The sequence below is a fragment of the Flavobacteriales bacterium genome (assembly GCA_016716605.1).
In the GTDB taxonomy this organism is placed as follows: domain Bacteria; phylum Bacteroidota; class Bacteroidia; order Flavobacteriales_F; family PHOS-HE28; genus PHOS-HE28.
In genome coordinates this window covers 3235252-3255400 of record JADJWA010000001.1, presented here as the reverse complement: position 1 = coordinate 3255400, position 20149 = coordinate 3235252, and the positions used below count along the sequence as shown (strand labels likewise).

Annotated in this window: 22 protein-coding genes, 1 tRNA gene and 1 pseudogene; 15 read left to right on the top strand and 9 right to left on the bottom strand. The window is 61.7% G+C overall.

Features of this window, described 5'->3' with window-relative positions; translation table 11 throughout:
* Positions 1-3 precede the first annotated feature (3 nt).
* The 4 genes from IPM12_13240 (at position 4) to IPM12_13225 (ending at position 5166) form a co-directional block, all read left to right on the top strand.
* Positions 4-1347, top strand: coding sequence for an O-antigen ligase family protein (locus tag IPM12_13240; GenBank protein ID MBK9148766.1), 1344 nt, complete (start codon positions 4-6; stop codon positions 1345-1347).
* Positions 1348-1375: 28 nt separating this feature from the next.
* A complete protein-coding gene (yaaA, locus tag IPM12_13235) occupies positions 1376-2188 on the top strand; it encodes a peroxide stress protein YaaA (protein ID MBK9148765.1) in 813 nt (270 codons plus the stop codon).
* 66 nt (positions 2189-2254) lie between these two features.
* Positions 2255-3874 (top strand): hypothetical protein, encoded by a 1620-nt coding sequence (locus IPM12_13230; protein MBK9148764.1) that lies wholly within the window; start codon positions 2255-2257, stop codon positions 3872-3874.
* A gap of 83 nt (positions 3875-3957) precedes the next feature.
* Entirely contained in the window at positions 3958-5166 is a 1209-nt protein-coding gene (locus IPM12_13225) for a DegT/DnrJ/EryC1/StrS family aminotransferase (protein ID MBK9148763.1), read from the top strand.
* Between the two features lie 155 nt (positions 5167-5321).
* On the opposite strand, the gene IPM12_13220 is transcribed toward IPM12_13225, so the two are convergent.
* Complete coding sequence (locus IPM12_13220) at positions 5322-5897, bottom strand: 2'-5' RNA ligase family protein (GenBank protein MBK9148762.1); 576 nt, start codon at positions 5895-5897, stop codon at positions 5322-5324.
* Positions 5898-5964: 67 nt separating this feature from the next.
* Between IPM12_13220 and IPM12_13215 the strand changes: the two genes are divergently transcribed.
* Positions 5965-6840, top strand: coding sequence for an SDR family oxidoreductase (locus IPM12_13215; protein MBK9148761.1), 876 nt, complete (start codon positions 5965-5967; stop codon positions 6838-6840).
* Here IPM12_13215 and IPM12_13210 read toward each other — a convergent pair whose 3' ends face one another.
* The gene (locus IPM12_13210; GenBank protein ID MBK9148760.1) at positions 6841-7671 is read right to left on the bottom strand and encodes a hypothetical protein; all 831 of its coding nucleotides are present in this window, start codon (positions 7669-7671) and stop codon (positions 6841-6843) included.
* 174 nt (positions 7672-7845) lie between these two features.
* Here IPM12_13210 and IPM12_13205 point away from each other — a divergent pair, with 174 nt between their 5' ends.
* A complete protein-coding gene (locus IPM12_13205) occupies positions 7846-8571 on the top strand; it encodes a hypothetical protein (protein ID MBK9148759.1) in 726 nt (241 codons plus the stop codon).
* Positions 8572-8582: 11 nt separating this feature from the next.
* Here the strand turns inward: IPM12_13205 and IPM12_13200 are convergent, their stop codons facing one another.
* Positions 8583-8975: a DUF1987 domain-containing protein gene (locus IPM12_13200; protein MBK9148758.1), complete on the bottom strand. Its 393-nt coding sequence runs from the start codon at positions 8973-8975 to the stop codon at positions 8583-8585.
* Between the two features lie 83 nt (positions 8976-9058).
* Here IPM12_13200 and IPM12_13195 point away from each other — a divergent pair, with 83 nt between their 5' ends.
* From IPM12_13195 to IPM12_13185, 3 genes are read left to right on the top strand one after another with little or no spacing between them, the layout of a single operon-like run.
* Positions 9059-9859: a universal stress protein gene (locus IPM12_13195; GenBank protein MBK9148757.1), complete on the top strand. Its 801-nt coding sequence runs from the start codon at positions 9059-9061 to the stop codon at positions 9857-9859.
* A 35-nt stretch (positions 9860-9894) separates the two neighbouring features.
* Positions 9895-10275 carry a DUF1883 domain-containing protein gene (locus IPM12_13190; protein ID MBK9148756.1) on the top strand — a complete coding sequence of 127 codons (381 nt, stop codon included), beginning with the start codon at positions 9895-9897 and terminating at the stop codon, positions 10273-10275.
* Between the two features lie 52 nt (positions 10276-10327).
* Positions 10328-11035 (top strand): hypothetical protein, encoded by a 708-nt coding sequence (locus IPM12_13185; GenBank protein ID MBK9148755.1) that lies wholly within the window; start codon positions 10328-10330, stop codon positions 11033-11035.
* Here the strand turns inward: IPM12_13185 and IPM12_13180 are convergent.
* Both IPM12_13180 and IPM12_13175 read right to left on the bottom strand, forming a co-directional pair.
* The gene (locus IPM12_13180; GenBank protein ID MBK9148754.1) at positions 11028-11228 is read right to left on the bottom strand and encodes a hypothetical protein; all 201 of its coding nucleotides are present in this window, start codon (positions 11226-11228) and stop codon (positions 11028-11030) included. The genes IPM12_13185 and IPM12_13180 overlap by 8 nt on opposite strands.
* 82 nt (positions 11229-11310) lie before the next feature.
* Positions 11311-11709 carry a hypothetical protein gene (locus tag IPM12_13175; GenBank protein ID MBK9148753.1) on the bottom strand — a complete coding sequence of 133 codons (399 nt, stop codon included), beginning with the start codon at positions 11707-11709 and terminating at the stop codon, positions 11311-11313.
* A 64-nt stretch (positions 11710-11773) separates the two neighbouring features.
* Here IPM12_13175 and IPM12_13170 point away from each other — a divergent pair.
* Together IPM12_13170 and IPM12_13165 are read left to right on the top strand one after the other, a co-directional pair.
* A tRNA-Ala gene (locus tag IPM12_13170) sits at positions 11774-11847 on the top strand.
* A gap of 22 nt (positions 11848-11869) precedes the next feature.
* A complete protein-coding gene (locus tag IPM12_13165; GenBank protein ID MBK9148752.1) occupies positions 11870-12106 on the top strand; it encodes a rhodanese-like domain-containing protein in 237 nt (78 codons plus the stop codon).
* Positions 12107-12199: 93 nt separating this feature from the next.
* Here the strand turns inward: IPM12_13165 and IPM12_13160 are convergent, their stop codons facing one another.
* Positions 12200-12808, bottom strand: coding sequence for an outer membrane beta-barrel protein (locus IPM12_13160; GenBank protein MBK9148751.1), 609 nt, complete (start codon positions 12806-12808; stop codon positions 12200-12202).
* A gap of 123 nt (positions 12809-12931) precedes the next feature.
* Here IPM12_13160 and IPM12_13155 point away from each other — a divergent pair, with 123 nt between their 5' ends.
* Entirely contained in the window at positions 12932-14134 is a 1203-nt protein-coding gene (locus IPM12_13155) for a carboxylesterase family protein (GenBank protein MBK9148750.1), read from the top strand.
* On the opposite strand, the gene IPM12_13150 is transcribed toward IPM12_13155, so the two are convergent.
* The gene (locus IPM12_13150; GenBank protein MBK9148749.1) at positions 14131-15156 is read right to left on the bottom strand and encodes an endonuclease; all 1026 of its coding nucleotides are present in this window, start codon (positions 15154-15156) and stop codon (positions 14131-14133) included. The two genes, IPM12_13155 and IPM12_13150, sit on opposite strands and share 4 nt — an antisense overlap.
* A gap of 79 nt (positions 15157-15235) precedes the next feature.
* Here IPM12_13150 and IPM12_13145 point away from each other — a divergent pair.
* The 3 genes and pseudogenes from IPM12_13145 (at position 15236) to IPM12_13135 (ending at position 18493) form a co-directional block, all read left to right on the top strand.
* Positions 15236-16218, top strand: a pseudogene (locus IPM12_13145) (N(4)-(beta-N-acetylglucosaminyl)-L-asparaginase).
* 65 nt (positions 16219-16283) lie between these two features.
* A complete protein-coding gene (locus IPM12_13140) occupies positions 16284-16616 on the top strand; it encodes a hypothetical protein (protein ID MBK9148748.1) in 333 nt (110 codons plus the stop codon).
* A gap of 74 nt (positions 16617-16690) precedes the next feature.
* Positions 16691-18493, top strand: a complete 1803-nt coding sequence (locus tag IPM12_13135; protein MBK9148747.1) for an SLC13 family permease — start codon at positions 16691-16693, stop codon at positions 18491-18493.
* On the opposite strand, the gene IPM12_13130 is transcribed toward IPM12_13135, so the two are convergent.
* Together IPM12_13130 and IPM12_13125 are read right to left on the bottom strand one after the other, a co-directional pair.
* Positions 18481-19374: a hypothetical protein gene (locus tag IPM12_13130; protein MBK9148746.1), complete on the bottom strand. Its 894-nt coding sequence runs from the start codon at positions 19372-19374 to the stop codon at positions 18481-18483. The genes IPM12_13135 and IPM12_13130 overlap by 13 nt on opposite strands.
* Positions 19375-19397: 23 nt before the next feature.
* Positions 19398-20138, bottom strand: a complete 741-nt coding sequence (locus IPM12_13125; protein MBK9148745.1) for a DUF4846 domain-containing protein — start codon at positions 20136-20138, stop codon at positions 19398-19400.
* Positions 20139-20149: the final 11 nt, after the last annotated feature.

The window sequence follows — 20149 nt, the reverse complement described above, 5'->3', positions numbered from 1 at the left end:
CGCATGCTAGCCTTCGTCCGCGGGCACTGGCAATTGGTCCTGGTCATGCTGGTCTGGCTGGCCACCGGCTTCTATCTGCAGCAGGCCATCTATGCCTTGCTGCCGCTCTCGGTGTTCTTCTTCAAATCGCGTGATCTGTGGCCGGAAGTGCTGTTCGGGATGCTGATCGTGCTGGTGATCTCCGACATGCAGAAGGACATGTTCTACATGCTCAATGTCTTCAAGACGGGCAAGAACCTGTACATCGTTGCGGTGGCGCTGATCCTGCTGGTGGAAACACGCCGATTCGCACCGCTATCCGGCGTTTTCACGGTCTTCCTGCCGTTCTTCATGTACAGCATCTTCCCGTTGGTGTTCAGCACCAATCTGTTCATGTCGGTGCAGAAGACCTTGAGCTACGCCCTCATGTACCTGGTGGTTCCCAACTTCGTGCTCTATTGCTATCGGAGGCAGGGCTGGGATTTCTTCCGGAACCTGATCTTCTTCATGGTGCTCATCCTCCTGTTCGGTTTCGTCCTGCAGGCCATGAGCCCCAAGTACTCGCATGTCATGGGCCGTTTCCGGGGCATGTTCGGGAACCCCAACGGCATGGCGATCTATTGCTACCTGCTGCTCATGCTCGCAGCTGTCGTGAATGCGGTTAATCCGAAGCTCTTCCATTGGCGCGAGCGGGTGGTCATATTCGGCTTCATCCTCTACTTCTTGGTGATGAGCGGCTCACGGGCCTCGCTCGCCTCAGCGGCCATCTTCATCATCTTCCACCGATTCTTCGCCTATTCAGCGCTGCTCGGCTTCGTGGGCCTGGTGGCCATGATCCTGGCGGTTGAAGTGGTGAGCAGCAACCTGGAGGCGATCATCATCGCACTCGGCTTGCAGGAGTATTTCAGGCTCGAGACCCTGGAAGAAGGCAGTGGCCGCTATTTCGCTTGGGACTTCGCTTGGGGCCACATCCAGAAGTACTTCGTCTTCGGCGGCGGGTTCGCCAACGATGAGACGATCATGCGCCGGTACCGGCTGTACCTCGAGAGCCAAGGCCATCAGGGGGGCGTGCACAATACCTACCTGAGCATGTGGCTGAACATGGGCATCGTGGGCCTGCTGATCTTCCTGCGCAGCCTGTTCCTGCTCTTCTACAAGGCCAGCAAGCTGGTGCCGATGAGCCAGGCCATCATGTTCTCGGTGTTCTTCAGCCTCATGTACGAGAGCTGGCTCATTGGGTCTTTGAACCCGTACACCATTGTGCTGCTCATGATCATGACCGTGGTCACGGAGCCGGAGATCGTCCAATGGAAGGAGCACGGGGTGAAGCAGGTAGGGGAGGAGGGCTTGGTTCCTGCGGCCGCATAACCGTGGGCCATCGCCCAAATTCGCGCGCATGATCATCCTGCTTTCCCCCGCCAAGGACCTCGCGCAAGAAGTGCCGAAGGTCACGGCTCCAAGCCAGCCGGTCCTCTTGCAATCAGCCATCCCCTTGGTGGAGAAGCTGAGGGCCCTCAGCGCGAAGAAGCTCTCTGCGCTCATGGGCCTGAGCCCCAAGCTCGGCGAGCTCAATCGCGAGCGGTACGCGCGGTGGTCGGTGCCGTTCACCGCCGAGAACGCCAGGCCTGCGGTGTTCGCCTTCAATGGCGAAGTGTACCGCGGGCTCGAAGCGCGCGCGTTATCCGCCGATGACCTGCGCTTCGCCCAACGGCACCTGCGCATCCTCAGCGGCCTGTACGGCGTGCTGCGCCCGCTGGACCTCATGCAGGATTACCGCCTGATGATGGGCACCCCATTCGGCGTGGGCCCGGCGAAGGACCTCTATGCGTATTGGGGCGAACGGATCACCGAAGCGCTGAATGCGGATCTGGAAGCCATGCGGAGCAACGTGGTGATCAACTGCGCGAGCGCCGAGTACTTCCATGCGGTGGATGCGGCCAAGCTCAACGCGCGGGTGATCGCACCCGTGTTCAAGGACAAGGTCGGCAGCGCCTACAAGCCATTGCAGACCTATGTGAAGCAGCAACGCGGCGCCCTTGCGCGTTTCATCATACAGCACCGGATCCTGGACCCGGAGCGGATCAAGGGCTTTGCTGAGAACGGCTACCGGTTCGCGGCGGACGAGAGCAGTCCGGAATCCTATGTCTTCCTGCGCGAGAAGCGGCCACCTTTGGTGACCAAGAAGATCGCCGGCGGAAGAGTCAGGTGAGCGTTCGGCGCCGCCTTTCCCTTCGGAGGGCCCGCACCCCTATGTTCGCGGCCCCAAAAATCAGCCATGCGCGCGTTCCTGCTTTCAGTCCTCCTGTCTGCTGCCCTGATCCCGGCTGCCACCGCCCAGGATTACACCCTCTCGGGGAACTACACCGTGGAATTGGGCAAGCCCTATCCGGTCATCGATGGCGTGAAGCGCTACTATGAAGTGGAGGACGGCATCATCTGCATCAAGGTTGACGGCCGTCGATGGTTCGTGCAGAAGCTCAGCGGAGACGGGCTCTCGCAGACCGGGATGAAGCAGTACGAGGACTTCGACAAGGACATGGTCTTCGAGCATGTGGCCGAATTCGGCGGGCGCATGTATTTCTTCTATTCGCTTTGGAACAGGGAAGCCGAGACTGAACAGCTCTTCGCCCGTGAGATCGACAAGAAGGCGGGCCAATTCATGGGCAAGGGCAAGAAGGTACTCTCGGTGAATGGCAAGGTGAGCGGAACGATGACCGCTACGGGCTGGTACCGCTTCGCCGTCACCGACAAATTCGACTTCATCCTCAGTGCCGATGAGGAGACCTTGGTGGTGCAGTACGAGCGCCTCAAGGACAAGAAGGAGCGCAAGGATGAAGAGCTTCGCAAGGTGAAGGAGCTTTCCGTGGCCGTGCTCAACCCTGACCTGGCCATCAGCTGGAGCGCGGACGTGAAGCTGCCCTACGGTACCGATGTCATGACGATGAAGGATTACACCATCGATGCCAAAGGCGATATCTGCATCATCGCCAGCGTGTACAAGGGCAACGCGGAGAAGGTGAAGGAACGCAAGGACGAGGATTACCAGTATGAATTCCTGCGCTGCACCGGGAAGGGCACGGCATGGGAGCAATCGCCGCTTGCGCTCGCTGGGCAGAAGCTCATGTCAATCGCCTTCTTCGAGGATGCGAAGGGCGACCTGCGCGCGGCGGGCTTCTACAAGAAGAATTGGGAGCAGACGGGTGCCGACGGTGTTTTCGTGGGCGCCTTCGATACCAGCGATGAGCTCGCCAGCGTGGGCTTCCACGAGATCCCGAAGGAGCTCATCAACATGTACATCCGCGCCAAGGACGTGAAGCGCAACGAGAAGAAAGAGGACAAAGGCGAGGACCTCGGGCTCTGGGGCATGGACCTGAACCGTGTCTTCATCGGCCAGGACGGCGACCTCCTCGTGGTGGGTGAGAAGCGTTACACCACGGTGGAATGCGTGACCACCCAGAATGGCACCCGCTGCTACACGGTGTGGCATGCCGATGACCTCCTCGTGGCCGGAATCGACCCGAGCAACAAGCTGCAGTGGATGAACCGAATTCCCAAGCGCGCCAGTTCACGTGCACCCATCGGCGCCAGCTTCAAGTACATGAATGGGGCTGGCGCGCACCACTTCCTGCACTTCAGCAAGAGCAGGGACCTCGACATCCGCAGCGATGAGCCGCCCAGCATGAAGGGCGATGTGCTCGTGGTCGCGGATGCCATCGATGAATCGACCGGCCGCATGGAGCGGCATGCTGTGCTGAATCCCGACGAAGTGAAGGGCGTGAAGCTCTATCAGCTCAGCATGGAACGCCTCACACGGGTTGGCACCGGGGAGATCCTCATGGAAGCTTACAAGAAGGGGAAAGAGGACGTGCTGGTGCGGATCACCGTGAAGGAGTGATCAGAAGCCGAGCGGTCATGTGAAGAGGCATCAGGCAATGGCTTGATGCCCCAGCTACTTTTGGAGCCATCAATCCGCAACCCATGCCCGGCACAGAGCTTTTTGGCGAAGAGGAGAAGAAGGAAGTGATGGACGTCCTGAACACGGGCGTGCTCTTCCGCTACAACCACGATGCAGCGCGCAAGGGCCAGTGGAAGGCCAAGGACTTCGAGGCGGAGATCGCGAAGTTCACCGGGGCTAAATACGCGTTGGCCGTGAGCAGCGGCAGCACCGCTGTAAGTTCAATGCTCGCGGCCTGCGGCGTGGGCTATGGTGATCACGTCATCGTGCCGCCCTTCACCTTCGTGGCCACCATCGAGGCTGTGCTATTCGCCGGGGCCATTCCCGTTTTCGCGGAGATCGATGAGACACTGTGTATGAGCGCCGAAGGCATCCGCGCAGCGATCACACCGAAGACCAAGGCTGTCCTGCTCGTCCACATGTGCGGCGCCTCGGCGGATCTCGATGGCATCATGGCCGTATGCGAAGAGAAGAACCTGATGCTGATCGAGGACACGGCCCAAGCGCTCGGGGCCACTTACAAAGGCAAGCACCTCGGCCTCTTCGGCAAGATGGGCAGTTTCAGCTTCGACTTCTTCAAGATCAACACCTGCGGCGAAGGCGGCGTCGTCATCACCAACGATGAGCAGCTGATCAAGACCGCCGAATACCTCAGCGACCACGGTCACAGCCACGAGGGCGACAACCGCGGCATGGAGCCCCACCCGATCATGGGCACCAACTACCGCATCGGCGAGATCAACGCGGCCATCGGACTGGCGCAGGCGCGCAAGCTGCCCTATATCATCAGCCAGCAGCGCAAGCATAAGGCCATCATCCACGCGCGCCTCTCGAAGATCCCTGGCCTGGCGTTCCGCAAGCAATGCGACGATGCCGGCGACAGTGCCACCTTCTTCCACTTGCTCTTCCCCGATGAAGCCACGGCACGCGCGGCGCACAAGGCCATGGTCGAAGCCGGCGTGGGCGGCGGCTACTGGTACGACAATATGTACCACTACATCAAGCAGTGGGGCCACATCAAGGACCTGCGCATGCCCTACAGGCTCGTCGCGCACGAGCTCGGCCTCCCGCAGGACCTCAAGGCCATGGCCTTCCCGAAGAGCGATGCCGTGCTCAGTCGCCTCATCAGCTTCAATATCCGTGTAACGTGGACGGAACTTGAGCTGGATGCATTCCTGGGCAAGGTGGAAGTGGCTGTGAGGAACGCCATGACGAAGGCCGCGGCGGTTTAGCAATAGGTGATTGAGGGCTTTCGGGCCAGCACGATTCGTTCGGCGCGGCCATAGGCCGGTGCCCATTCATGCCTGCGCGGCCTTGAGCTTGGTTCTGGCCCTGCTGGCTCGTAGCCGGTATCCCTTCCGTCCGCCGCCGCTCAATTCCATCCCGTTCATCCGCGGAGCGCGAACGACCTCACCATCGCATAGCGCTCGCCTTCGCGCAGGAGCCGCTTCAATAGGACGATTTCGCTCACGCGCTCTTCGCTTGCATGTTCGTGCGGCGCGAGCAGCGCCCAAGCCGTATTGAATTGCATGGGCTTCAAACCAGCCGCAACGGTGAGGTGCGGGTGCGTAGTTACCCGCACCGCATCGCGCAAGTCGGGGTCCGCCATCAACCTTACGATGATCGCGCTGCGCACCTTGCCGATATCGTTCTTCTGAACAGGGTCGATGTAGATCGTGCGCCGCTCTGGGAAATGCGTTATGCCCGAATAATGCAGGTTGAACGACGGGCAGCTCGCAGCGCCATCGGCCGCGGCCTCCACGATGGCGGGTTCATTGCCATCGGGCAGATCAGGAGGCAGAGGGTGATGTGCGGCGCGGTGCGGGATCCGCCGAACGGACCGATCGCGGGAAGCAGCGCAGAACGTCTCCGGTTCACTTCGGCGGAGAGCGCCGAGCTCGGCAGGATGGCGATCAGGTAGCGGTACCGCTGCACGCGGCCAAAGCTCCGATACGGGCGCGATACGGCGCTAGCCCGGTCGGAGGCCAGCCAAGGCCGGCACGGTATCTTGGCCGCAAACCAGCAGAGCGATGGAACAGAAGGCACCGATGCTGCGCGAGGGCGCGCTTAAGGGCTTGGTGGTGGTGATCACCGGCGGCGGCACCGGCCTGGGCCGGAGCATGGCCGAGCAATGCTTGCGCCTGGGCGCGCGCGTGGCCATCACCAGCCGCAAGCAGGCTTCGCTCGATAAGGCCACCACGGAGATGGCCCCCTTGGGCGAAGTGATGGCCGTGGCCTGCGATGTGCGCGAGGCCGATCAAGTGGACGCCATGCGTGATGCGGTGCTGGCACGCTGGGGGCGGGTCGATGCGCTGGTGAACAATGCGGCCGGGAATTTCATCAGCCCTACGGAAAGGCTCAGCCCGAAGGCCTTCCGCACCATCATCGACATCGTCCTCATGGGCTCGGTGAACTGCTCGCTGAGCTTCGGCAAGCATTGGATCGCGAAAGGAGAGAAGGACAAGAGCATGCTGAACGTGGTCACCACCTACGCCTGGACAGGCTCAGGCTATGTGGTGCCCAGCGCCTGCGCGAAGGCCGGAGTGCTTGCGCTCACGCGGTCGCTCGCGGCAGAGTGGGGGCGCCACGGCATCCGGACCAATGCCGTTGCGCCGGGACCATTCCCCACGAAGGGCGCCTGGAGCCGCCTGTTGCCGGGCGAGCTGGTTGAGCAATTCGATATGCGCAAGAAGGTGCCCTTGGGCCGCTTGGGCGAGCACCACGAGCTGGCGGACCTGGTCACCTACTTGCTATCACCGTACAGCGCATATGTGAATGGCGAGGTGGTTGCCATCGACGGCGGCGAATGGCTGAAGGGCGCAGGGCAGTTCAACCTGCTGGAGCAGATCGAGCCCGGCATGTGGGATGCGATCGAATTGCTCGTGCGCGGCGCCAAAGGGAGCTGATCACTCCACGATCACCACCAGGTACTTGCTCACGCTCCAGAACTGGTTGGCATCGGTGATGGTGAGCTTGTCGCCCTCGAGCCGATAGCTGCCTGCCGGGTGGGTGGTGGCAAGCTTGGCCTTCTTGGCCGCGAGCGCGATTTCCTGCGTGCGCGTGATGTCGATGCGCGTGAAGTAGTCCTTGGGCAGGTTCTCCGCGTTCAGCTTGTTCACGGCGCCGATCCCCACGACCCCGCCTTCCTTGGCGAGCACGCCGTTGGCGCGCAGCTCCTTGGCGGAACCGATGGCGTAATAGGCGGTGTTCAGGTCTGCGCGCTGCATTTCGCTCAGCTGGCTCTTGTCGCGGTACATCTCGATCAGCGTGGCCAATGAGCTGTTCGAGCTGGCGAGCTGCTCTTTGAGCACGCTGATCTCGGTGTCCTTCTCGGCCATGCTGCCTTCGAGCCCGGCGATGGTCTTCTCCAGCTCGGCGATGTTCGAGGCCGAAGCCTTAGCCTGTTTGCGCAACCTGGCGATCAGCTCTTTGTTCTCATTGATCAAGCCATCGATGCTGCTCAGGTCGGCCATGATCCGCTGCTCCAGATCGGCCTGTTCCGCCCCTTCGCCCGGCTTCCCGAGCTGGCCCTGCTTCGCACGGATGGTGCTGAGGTTCTCCCCGATGCGGTTGATGGTGCCGAAAAGCGCGTTGATCGTGCTGTCGCGTTCGGCTGCCAAGGCCTGCGATTGGTTGGCGTCCTCCTGCAGCTGTTGGTACTGGGGGTTGTCCTTGAGGTCGCCCTGGCAGGCGGCCAGCAAGCCGATAACGGGCAGGATTCGTGTGATTGCGCGCATGGCGATGGATTGATGGATGAACGCCTTGAAAGGCCGGTTTCGTTCGCGGCGGCGAAGGTATTCGGCCATTGGGCAACTGGCGGCCGATGAAACGCGTATCAACGGCCACCGGTGGGTATCAAGGTGTCCGTTCCTGTGCAGCGGTGAGGCCCCCCGGTACCTTCGACCACCGATATGCGCTACAGCCTGCTTGCTCTCATCCTTCTTGGGTCGCCGGCATTGGCGCAGCCCGATCAGAGCCTGACGCCTGAATTCGCTGGTATGAGCGCGAAGGAACGAGCGCGCGTGGCCAGGCAGGAGCAGGAAGCCGCCAGCAGCGATTCTGAGTTCCGTGCCTTGATGGCGGAAGCCGAGGCGCTGTTTCAGCAACAGCGCTATGATGAAGCCTTGTTGGGCTTCCATGCAGCCCGGGCGCGGCGACCACTGAACGTGTTCCCCAAGGTGAAGATCCAGGATCTGCAAGCCCTGATCGCGAAGCGCGACGCCGAGCAGGCCGTGGCCCCAGCGAGGCGTCCCGACTCGCTCGTCAGCATCGTAACCCCACCTGTGCCTGTAGTACCCCCGACCCCGATTGAGGGCGGCCACCCTGTGGAATCAGGGTCCGTTGAGTCGAAGCTTGAAGGTTCAACGGCTGATCGCAAACCTGTTGCGTTGGCGGCAAGGACCGCCAAGGCTGCTCCAGAAGCGCGCCCGATGGCACAGGAGCATCCGCTGACGGATGGCATCCAAGAGAGCACCTTCTTGCAAGGCAGGGCCGTGGTGCTGGAGCGCAGGGTGGTGCGTGGCGGCCATGAGTCAGTGTACCGCAAGGTCACGCATCCTTGGGGTCAAGTGGTCCACTTCCGTGATGGCATCGCGATCAGCGAGCGCGAGTGGGCCGAACAGCTGATCGAGCGCTGAGGGGATCAGGATCAGGCCAGATCCTCCACGAGCTTCACTGGGATCTCGAGCAGGCTGCGGTAATCGGTGCCGGCCTCCTTCATATCCAGATCGCCCGGCGCAAATCGCCATTCGACCAACGCCTTGGTGCGGCCCTCGGCATGGATGTCCTCGAAGCGCTTGAGCACATCAAGCAGGTACTTGGCGCTGCTTGAATTGAAGTGGGTGAGGCCGATCCGGATCATGGTTCTTGGCCTCGGCCCTTGCGCATAGGACTCCACGGCATCGAGCAGCGGCCCGAAGACACGGTCGGCATTCTCAGGAATGGAGCAGCCCACCAGTTCCAGAACACCCGTAGCGGAGTCGAGCTCGATCCGCGGGGTCTTGTCCGTGGCATCCACCCGGAAAGTCGGTGCGGCCTGCATCGGGGCGAAAGTAACCGGCTGACGGAAGCGAGTCTTGCGCATCCATCCGCCGCATATCTTTCAGCGGCCCATTCTTCAGCACCATGAGCATCCGCACGATCGTCGTCCCCTATGATTTCTCCGAATGCGCCACTGACGCGCTGCGCGTGGCTGCCACCTTGGCCCGCCTCACCGGGGCGTGCATCGATGTGGTGCACGTGTATGAGCAGATGACCGATTTCCATCCGGAGAACCAGAAGCTCCGCGAAGACATCGAGGCCCGGCTCGACCGGGTCCCGGAGTTGCCCTTCCTTGAAGGCCTTGAGCTGAAGAAATTCATGCTGCGCCAGCTCGGGCTCACGGAGATGTTCCGTAACGATCGCATCGCCGCTGCCGATCTGATCGTGATGGGCTCTCACGGCGCAACCGGCCTGCGCGGGATCGTTGGCTCCAATACCCAGCGCATCGTGCGTATGGCGCCCATGCCCGTGCTGGTGATCAAGCAGCATGCCGATGAGTTCCGCGTGGACGACCTGGTCTTCGCCAGCAATTTCAGCCCGGCCGATGTAGAGAAATTCGAGGCCTTCAGGCCCATTATCGATATCTGGAACCCGCGCATCCACCTGCTCAAGGTTAATACGCCCAAGGCGTTCGAGCGGAGCGAGGATAGCACCTTGGCGATGGATGCCTTCTTGCAGCGCCATGAGCTCTCGAAGTACACAGCAACCATCTATAACGACCTGAGCATCGAGGAGGGCATCCTGAATTTCAGCCGAAGCATCGATGCGGATATGATCGCCATGGCCACCCACGGCCGTAAGGGCTTCTTCCAAGTGGTGAACGGAAGCCTCACAGAGGATATCGTCAACCACACCACCTTCCCGGTGCTCAGCGTGAAGCTCTGAGCGCCACTATCTTCGACCCCGAACAAGCAAGCACCATGAAGTTCCTGCATAAAGCCTTCGAATTAAAGAAGAAGGAGATCATCGAGGTGGATATCGACGTGGCCACCAAGGTGAAGTTCATGACCGGTAGGGATTACAAGAATTACAAGCTCGGCAAGACGTACTCCTATTATGGCGGCCTTTTCGAGGAATCGCCGGTGAGGTTCGTGATTCCGTTCGAGTCGGTCTGGAATGTCGTAGTGGAGAAAGGCACCTTCAGGAACCCTATTGAGGTGGTGGCCAAGTGCGGCGTGCTCCCGCCCAATAGCACGGTGCGATCAACCGTGGCGAGCGACGCTCCTGAGCATGTCCGGCTTGCTGAGGCCGCCGAGTCCGCGGGCATGGGCGAGTTGCCGGAGGCCGAACAGAGCTTGTAGCAGCGCACGATTCAATGCTCCGGAGCGTTATCCGGGCAAACAAAAGCGATCAATGGCTGCCAATACCGAGCGCGAACGGCTTGAGTTGGCTCTGCTGGGCCAATCAAAGCTCATTCAGGAAGCGCATGAGTTGCTGGCCGATGAAGCCGATATCGATGACCGCTTGCGGGCGTCGTTGCGCGCCTCACGCAAGCCTGTTCCTGTGGAGTTGTCGGTTGCCGAACCGGACCGCGTGTTCTCCTTATCGGCCATCCGTTCGATGTGCATCACCTACCGCTTGCGTTTCCTGGAAGGGGCTCGTTACAAAGGCCGGATACCCGGACAAGCGGTCTATGGCATGAGGCAGCTGGAGCGGCGCGTGGGCGATCAAGTGGTGAGCTACATGGTGATGGCCCCGTCCGCTCAATTCAAACTGTGTGACAGCGAAGCGGATCCTATGCTCTTCGTCCCGATCGGGAACGACCGCTACTACCTGGTGGCTCAGTGGGGCCGGGATCTGTCGCCGTGGCGGGCAGCGGCCTTCTGGATGGTGCGCAGCCCGCTGCACCTTGCGCTCGCCGTGCTCGCCTCATCGTTGTTGCTCACGACCGCATTGCCTGGGGCATGGCTGGGCGATGCAGGCCTGCCTGCGCTCAATGGGCAACGGTTGCTCTTCCTGTTCTGGAGCGTGATGGCGCTGAGCGGCTTCACCCTCTTCGGGTGGTTCGCGTTCTTCGGGCAATTCAGCAAGGACGCCTGGAACAGCCGCTATTTCAACTGACGGCGCTCGCACAACCGGGCGGGTGCGAGTCCGGGCGGCACAAGCAGGATGATCGGAACCATCGCTTGAGCTCTTCACGCTCATCCGGGAGCAGGCGCTTGAAGGCCTTGCGCAGCTCCTTGCGGAAGGTCGCGCGGTCCGCATGACTGATCTTGGCGAGGACTTCCTGGTAATAGCTCACGGGTGCTCGCATGATCGGTCGGCTTTTGTAGGATGGGCGGTCGGATCAAGGTGGCTTATTGGGAGGTCAGCGACAGGTGTCACGCAGGTACGCTTCACTTGGGCTTTCGCCGCGGTACCGGCCACGCCTCAACCACCCAGTTCTGGCCCTCGCGGTAGTGCACCACGAAGCGCCTCACCCGGAAGCCGTTCGGTGTGCGGGCGCGCAGGGTCCATGTGCCGGGCCGAAGCCCAGTCAGGTCGAAGCCCATGCGGTCGGCGGCATCGTATTGCTCCACCACGTTGCCAGCGCTGTTGATCAGGTCCAATTGAAATGTCCCCGGCGGCAAGTGCAATTCAACCCGCTCCGGAACTTGCGTCTCGGTCATCACGATCCGCTCATCATCAGCGGTCATGGCCGGTGCGGCCTTCGGCATGTACGCCAGATCGCCTTGAGCCGAAGCCCCGGCTCCGCCAGCGCAGAGCACCATCACGGTGAGCAGCCATTGTTGCATGGCGGCCTCTTACGGCGGCAATGGGTCTTCGGTTCACCGATCCTTCGCAACTTCGCACGCCCTTGGGGCTGTAGCTCAGCTGGCCAGAGCGCGTCGTTCGCAATGACGAGGTCGTGGGTTCGACTCCCATCAGCTCCACACACTGCTCCATTATTCGCCAATGCCCACCATCGTTGATGTGCGCACCCCAGAGGAGTTCGCGGACGGCCATGTGCCGGGCTCGGTGAATATCCCGCTCGACCAATTGCCGGATCGCCTGGATGAGATGTGCGGAATGCAAGCGCCGATCGTGCTTTGCTGCCGCAGCGGCGCCCGGAGCGGTGCTGCACTTGGCCTTTTGAAGGCAGCGGGACTTGAAGAGGTGAGCAATGGCGGCGGGTGGATGCAGCTGCTCTAGTTCCGGCACCTTGGGCGTCAAAGGCCCGACGCTGGGGTTCAATACGAGCAACGCCCCCTGATTGCAGGAGGCGCTGCCCGAGGGGCGCGGCGATTACTTGTCGTCGTCGCCGAGGTTGATTCCGATCGTTACGCCGTAGGAAAGGTAGCGAGAGCCGATGTCCTGCACCGTGGGGTTGTCCTTGAATACCCGGCTCAGGCCGAAGCTGACCCCGGGCTGCACCGTTACAAGGCCCATATCGAAGCCGAGGGCGGCGTCGAGGTTGAAGGAGCCGGTGCGGAAATCGCCGCGGTTGTACCCGATCTGGTCGTTCCGGTTGTCAACGCTGAGCAGCACATCGTACGTGGGGCCCGCCATGAAGCGGAGGTCGAACTGATAGCTGTCGATGATCCGATAGCCCACCAGCGCATTGAGCTTCAGATTGGTTCGAACCAGGTCGTTCTCGAAGAGCAGGGTATCGTTGTTGATTGCCTTGTAAGCGGTGGAACTGCGTCCGAAATGGGCGCCGGGCTGGAAGAAGAGACGGTTGCCGAATCGCAGGTCGGCACCCAGCTGCCAGCCCACGTTGGCCTTGTATTCGATGCCGGCCCCTGGATTCGTGATGCTCTGGAAGTTGATGCCCGCTTGGGGGTTGAATTGGAATTGGGCCGAGGCGCCTGAAACGAACAGGGCCGTTGCGAGGAGGACGAGTTGCTTGTTCATGGTATGGCTTTCTTTGGCGGTGCCGCTAGGCCAAAGCTGTGCCAACATCCATCGCCATCAGGTCGAGGTTGATTCACGGATCAGTGAACGGCCTACTTTGCAGCACCTTAACCTGAACCGCCCATGAGGAATCTGAACACGGCCATCGTGGCTGCATTCGCGTTGAACTGCTCCGCCCAGGAATGCGGCAATGGCCGCTACGCCACCGCGAATTTCTTCCCGGATGTGAGCGTCACCAGCGCGGTGGTGTTCGGCAGCAATACAGGCGTGAACGGCAGCAACCAGACCTTGCGCATGGATGTGTACGAGCCATCCGGCGATGCCTTGGCCCTGCGGCCCGTGGTGATCTGCGCCTTCGGCGGTTCTTTCGTTGGTGGCTCACGTGCCGACGTGGCGCCTATTTGCACCGACATGGCCAAGCGCGGCTTTGTGGCGGTGGCCAATGATTACCGGGTCGGCTTCTTCCTGCCGAACCAGACCACCACCATGCGGGCCGTGATGCGCGGCGCCCACGACATGAACGCTTGCGTGCGATACCTGCGCAAGAGCGTTGCCGAGCTCGGTAACCCATACGGCATCGACACCACGCGCATCTACATCGGCGGCGTTTCAGCCGGAGCGATCAGCGCGCTGCACGCCATGTACCTCGATCAGGACAGCGAGATTCCATCCCAGATCGCTGGAGAGCTGCCCGGCCTTGGAGGCCTCGAGGGCAACAGTGGCAGCCCAGGCTATTCCAGCCGGGCACATGGGATCTACAGCTTCAGCGGTGCCATCGGCGATTCAAGCTGGGTCGTAGCCGGTGACCCGCCTTTGGCCAGCATTCATGAGGAGGGCGATGGCGTGGTGCCCTATTACACGGCCCCGGTCTATGTGGTTGGCCTGCCCACGGGGCTCACCGCCAGTGGCAGCCACGATATCCATTTGCGCGCTGCGCATCAAGGCTTGGTGCATTGCTTCAAGAGCTATCCCGGCAATGGGCACGTGGGCTACCTGAGCTCCGACCAAGCCAATGCGCTCAATTGGACGGCACTGTTCCTGAGCGAGTTGGCATGCGGCACGGCTGTGAGCTGCGGCCTGAGCACCGCGATCACAGATGCTTCGGACAATCGATTGATGGTGGCACCGAATCCGACCCATGGTCCGGTTCGCTTTGAGCTGCCCACCGCCGCTCTAGTCGAATTGCTCGACCTTACTGGTCGCGTGTTGCTCCAGGAAAGGCTCCCCGGGGGACCGGCCACCCTCGATCTGGGGCCATTGCCAGTCGGGGTCTATGTGATCCGCACAGAAGGCCGAACCGTGGCCACGATTGTCCGGGCGGATTAGCGCACTATCCGTGCGATCCAGTTTGGCGACGAATCGAAGCGCAGCCAGTACATGCCGCGTGCCGGCGCGAACGTGAAGCTCACCTGATCCGCCTGCGCGGAACGTTGCATGAGCTGTCGGCCTGCTGCATCATGGATGCTGAAGCGCCCGATCGATTGACCATCGGAACGCGTTATGCGCAGCATATCGTCCTGCATGTGCAACCGCAAACTGGATTGATCCTCTTCGGGAACGCTGGCCTCAGGTCCCCATATGCTGAGCACCCATTCGGGTTGGTCGATATACGGATTGCGGTTCCCTTGTATAACGAACACCGAATCGTTCCGGGCGCGTTCCTTGTCGCTCACAGGATCTTGTGCGTGCCAAGCCAGCAGGATGCCCTCAATCCAAGGGAGGAATTCGCCCCCCAAGAGAATCGGGCCGGGCCAAACCCCGGCTTCAGACCGGTAGCGCGTGAGCATGTACAGATGGGCGCGGGCCAGGTCGCCCTTGTAAGCGTCAATCGGTTCGAACACGGTTCCGCTGCACCCGAGCAAGGAGCACGGGCCGCGCTTGCTTCCGTTCTGGCTCGTCCACGCGGGAGCATTGGTAACGCCATAAGGCCAGCTTCCGCGTTGCTGATTCACCCAGGCATCGGTCGGGTAGATGTGGTGCAGATCAGTGTTCATCGGCGCGGCATCATTGAACCAGCTCACAGGGAAAGTGTGCTCGCGGTTGAAGCAATCACCTTCGCCGTCGTACGTGCCGCATTGGTCCGAAACGAATTGGAAGGCGTAAGGCAACGCACCACCAGGTGCATCGCTGTACATGTCCCAGACAGTCCCATCGGACTTTCGATCCGTGCGAGCGAATGCCGCCCAGAGCTGACTGTTGGCGAGGACGTTGTGCGGGCTGATGATTTCGCCCAGGGCCGTGCGCAGGGCCTCGCCGCTCAACCCTTGCGCGCTGTCGTAGTAACCCGGAGGAGGCTGGGCGACGGCTGTGGACACCGTAAGAATCAGGAGGATTGGGCAACGGATCATGGAAGGCAAAGGAAACCACTACAGTTGACCGCTCGGCCGCTACATTGCTCGCGCGCCATTCACCCCCATCGCCTTGGCCATGCAGCGCAGACGCTTTGTTCAACTCGGATTGGCCGGATCGGCCGCCTATCTCGCCGGTTGCGGAATACCGGATACTGCAGACGGTCCACTTGAAAAGGACCAGCGCCCTCATGGTGGCCCGCTCGTTCTCAGCACTTGGGATCACGGGCTTCCGGCCAACGAGCGGGCATGGGAAGTCTTGCACTCTGGTGGTACGGTGCTGGACGCCGTAGAGCAGGGCGTGATGGTCGTGGAAAGCGATTTCACGAACAGGAGTGTGGGCCTTGGCGGCAATCCCGACCGCGATGGGCACGTAACGCTCGATGCCTGCATTCAGGACCACGACGGAAGAGCAGGGGCGGTCGCCTTCATTCAGCGGTATGAGCACCCCATCAGCATTGCCCGCGCCGTAATGGAGCGCACGCCGCACGTGATGCTGGTGGGTGATGGTGCCGAGCGCTGGGCAGCGGAGAATGGATTCGAGACCAAGGTGGTCGACCTGCCTGAAGTGCGCGCGCTGCTTATGAGCAATGGCAGGAGCGCTCCGAATACAAGCCCGTGGCCAACATCGAGAACCACGATACCATAGGGATGGTGGCCATGGATGCGCAAGGCCGATTGGCCGGCTCTTGCACCACCAGCGGCATGGCCTACAAGGTCCATGGCCGGGTGGGGGATAGCCCCATCATCGGAGCAGGCTTGTTCGTTGACGGCGTTGCCGGTGCAGCATGCGCCACCGGCGTAGGCGAATTGGTGATCCGCACCGCGGGCAGCCATACCGTGGTTGAACTCATGCGTCAAGGGCGCACTCCGGAGGAAGCGTGCCGTGAAGCAGTAAGGCGTATTCGGCTCAAGAACAAGGATATATTAGGAATGCAAGTGGGCTTTCTCGCCATCCGTGCCGATGGTGCTTTCGGCGGATTCGCGTTGGCACAAGGATTCTCCTATGCGCTGCGAACGGGCGCCGGGAACGTGATGGTACAAGCCTCATTCAGCAGTTGAGCATTTCGGCCGATTGGATTTCACACTGGCTAGCTGGCTATATTCGCATGCCCGCCCGTCCATAAATGAATCTTCGTCTCACACTCCTTTTCACCGCTGCCCTGGGTTTGGCTATTGGTGCCAGGGCAGCCGATAAGGGCGGCGAAGGCAAGCTGAAGGTGCATTGCAACAAGACCTCGGCCTTTGTGAGCATCCTCGTGGAAGGTGAGCGCCGCATCGGTAATGTGGTGCTGCAGATCCTCGATCAGCAGGGCCGGGTGATCTATCGTGAAGAAGGCAAAGCCCTGACCGGTGAGCTGGTCCGGCGGCTTGATAAGGGTCAATTGCCGCGCGGCACGCATACCCTGAGCGTGGAAGCCAAGGGCCTCGCGCTTTCCCAGGAGTTCACCATCGAGTGAAACCGGAGCGCTCTGGCGCTCTTCCGCTTTGGGCATTAGCCTTGACCGAAAGGGGCCCGCTACTTTAGGCCCGCATGCCCTTGACTCCCGATCAGTGGATCGTCGCCGGCACCGTGGTGGTGGCGCTCGCGCTCTTCATCAGCGAGAAGCTCAGCATCGACCTGGTCGCGCTGATGATCGCGGCGGTGCTGGTGGCCACTGGAGTGATCTCCCCTGCTGAGGGACTCTCCGGCTTCAGCGACCCCGCCACCTTGACCGTAGCCTTCATGTTCGTACTGAGCGCCGCGATCGTCCGTTCCGGTGCGTTGGCCACGCTTGGTCCACGGCTCAGCGAACGATTCCGCCAGAACAAGGTGAGCGGACTGCTGGTGCTGATGGCCCTTGCTGGTGGCATCAGCCCATTCGTGAACAATACACCGATCGTTGCAGTCTTCATCCCAGTGGCTGTGCAAATGGCCCGCTCGGCCAACATGCATCCGGGCCAGCTGCTGATCCCTTTGAGCTTCGCCACCATCTTCGGTGGAACCGTGACCTTGATCGGGACCAGCACCAACATCGTGGTGAGCGGGCTTAGCACCCAACTTGGCAGCGGATCGATCGGCATGTTCCAACTCGCCCCAATGGGCCTGGTGCTGCTGGTGGTTGGCATCCTTTACATGGTCCTTTTCGGCAGGAAGCTGCTGCCGGCTGATCCCACGCAGACCGACGCGAAGGAGCGCTATGGCATGGGTGGCTACCTCACGGAGGTGGAATTGCTTCCTGGCACTCGTTTCGTGGGCAAGCGCATCATGGACAGCGCGCTGGTGCGCGAGTTGGAGATGGACATCATCGAGATCGTGCGAGGCGAGAAGCGCTTCGTGCTCCCGCCGGGAGATATGGTGCTGGAGGCTGGCGACATGCTCAAGGTGCGCTGCGATGTGGAGCGCATCAAGGCTTTGAAGGACCGGGCAAACATCAGCGTGAAGACGGCCATGCACCTGGCCGGCGACGACCTGCGCGCGCGCGGCACCACGCTCGTGGAACTGGTGATCACTGCCGCAAGCCCGCTCAACGGGGTTTCGCTCCGGGAGGCCGACATGATCCGCACCTACCGCGCCGTCCCTTTGGCCGTGCGCCACCGCGAGGATGTGGTGCATGAGCGCCTGCACGATACCGTGCTGCGCAGCGGTGACGTGGTGCTCGCCGAGGTGAAATCGCATTACCTCACGACCCTGAAGGAGATGGAGCGCTCGCCTGATGCGCCCTTCGCGATCCTGGCCGAGCAAGAGGGCATCGCCGAGTTCGACAGGAAGCGCTTCTTCATCGGGGTGGCCGTGGTACTGGGCGTGGTGCTGGTGAGCAGCCTCACCACGGTGCCTGTGGTGCTGGCCGCCCTCGTCGGCGTGATCCTGGTTGCGCTCACGGGCTGCCTTACCATGAAGGAGTTCTATGAGTCCATCGACTGGAAGGTGATCTTCCTCATGGCCGGTGCCTTCAGCCTTGGCCACGGCATGCACAAGAGCGGGCTCGACGCGCTCATCGCTGGAAAGGCAGTCTCCGTGCTGCAGCCATTCGGTCCGGTGGCCGTGCTGGCCGGTGTCTATTTCATCACCATGATGCTCACCGAGATGGTGAGCAATACGGCTACGGCCGCGCTCGTCACACCCATCGCCATCGGCATCGCGCAGCAGATCGGCGCTTCGCCAACGCCCTTCATCATGGCGGTGTGCTTCGCGGCCAGCGCCAGCTTCATGACGCCCATCGGCTACCAGACCAATGCCATGGTCTATACGGCAGGCCAGTACAAGTACATCGACTTCATGCGCGTGGGACTTCCGCTCAGCCTGATCTTCTTCGTGCTCGCAGTAGCGCTGATCCCGTTGATCTATCCGTTCTGATCGTGCCCCCAACGGATCACCCGCCTGTCGTCACCAGCGGAGATCAGTGCTTCCGCCTGCCACCCAAGCGCATTCACGCTGTGCGAATGGCCTCCGCTCAAGCGCTTGTACAGGTGGAGCGTTCCTGCTTCCCAAAGTCCGATGGTCTTGTCGCGTGATGCGGTGGAGACCACATCACCTTGCTGCGCGATTGCATAAATGGCCCCGCGATGCGCGGCGGCTTCAAGGACCAGGTCGCCGGTGCGATCCAGGCGCCACGCCCGCAGATGGCCATCCTTACCACCGCTGAGCAGCACCGGTTTGCTCGCATGGAAGGCTACGCAAAGGGTGCCGCCCTCGTGCGCTCGCCAGGATCCGGCGGCATTCAGATCCGATGCGTGGAGCAGCTCGATGCGCCCGTCTCCGTAGGCCACGGCGATCAGATGACCGTCCTGGCTCACCGCGAGCCCCCTGACTTTGCCCTCCGCTATCGGAATGCGGCGCAACGGCGGTTCATGATCCCGCTCCTTCCCGGACCATCGGGCCAGGATGCCATCGCCGCCCACGCTCAGCACGCTGCCATCGGGCATGGGCAGCAGGCCGTAGGTGCCGCGCGAATGGGCTGCAATGCTGGTGAGCAGCCTGCGTTGGGCGAGGTCGATCACATGCAGGTCACCATTGCTGGTGCCGGCATGGATCAGCTGACGACGAGCGTCGTGCGCCAAGCAGTACACCGGGTGCTGGAAGCGGGCGATGGCCGTTGTGTGCCCGGGCGCGCTGGGTCGCCATGAAAGCAAGAAGCCATCGCCACCAGCGGAGAGCACTTCATCGCCGATCACCAGCAACGCATACACAGCGCCTGCGTGGTCGCGGTGCAGGAGAGCCTGCTTGCTTGCGGGCATGGCGGCCAAGCTAGCGCCATTGCTCATGGCCAGCGCTTCCGGTCGCTCCACGCGAAGTTCCATTCGGGGGTCACCAGGCGATCCCCTTCCGCGGTGTACCAATCACCGAAGCGTCCGTCCGGGTTGCGCACGATGTGGATCTGCTGCGCGGGCATGAAGCTCTGTGCGAGCAGGAAGAGATTCCTGCCATCGGGCGCGCGCACCTGATCCACAACGATCATCGCGTGGCCGGGACTTCCGCCTTGTATGAAGACATCGCCGGCCGCGATGGGGGCATCGCCTGCGGCCTTCAACTCCCGACTAAGGCTCAAGGTGCCTGCATAGGTGAACACGCGATCGAGGAAACGCAATAGCTCCGCGTGTGAAGAATCGACCTTCGCCATGCGCTCCCACGAGCAACGGTTGCTGTTCACCACGATCCGGTCGCCTGCGCGCCAGCGATCCCATTCTGCTCTGAATCCGTTGGTGAAGTCGAACGCGATCTCGCTTTGCCGTCCGGTTGCGAAGAGGTGCTCCGCGCGAAGCCGGATCACGGCATCGGCGCATTGCTGCAGGTCGCGCCGGCCCACGCTCAGGTCGATCACGGCGGCATGCGCATCCTGCCGTGGCTTGCGCGATCCGTCGTGGAGCAGCACCGGCGCACCGGCGGGGAGCAAGCGCAGGTTCCGGAGGTAGTGCGCGAAGCTGCTGGCAGGGGCTGGCATGCGCACGGACCCGGGTGGTGGAGTGAAGCCGGCCTCGAGGGTGCTGCCTTGCTGGCCCATGAGGACCGTGG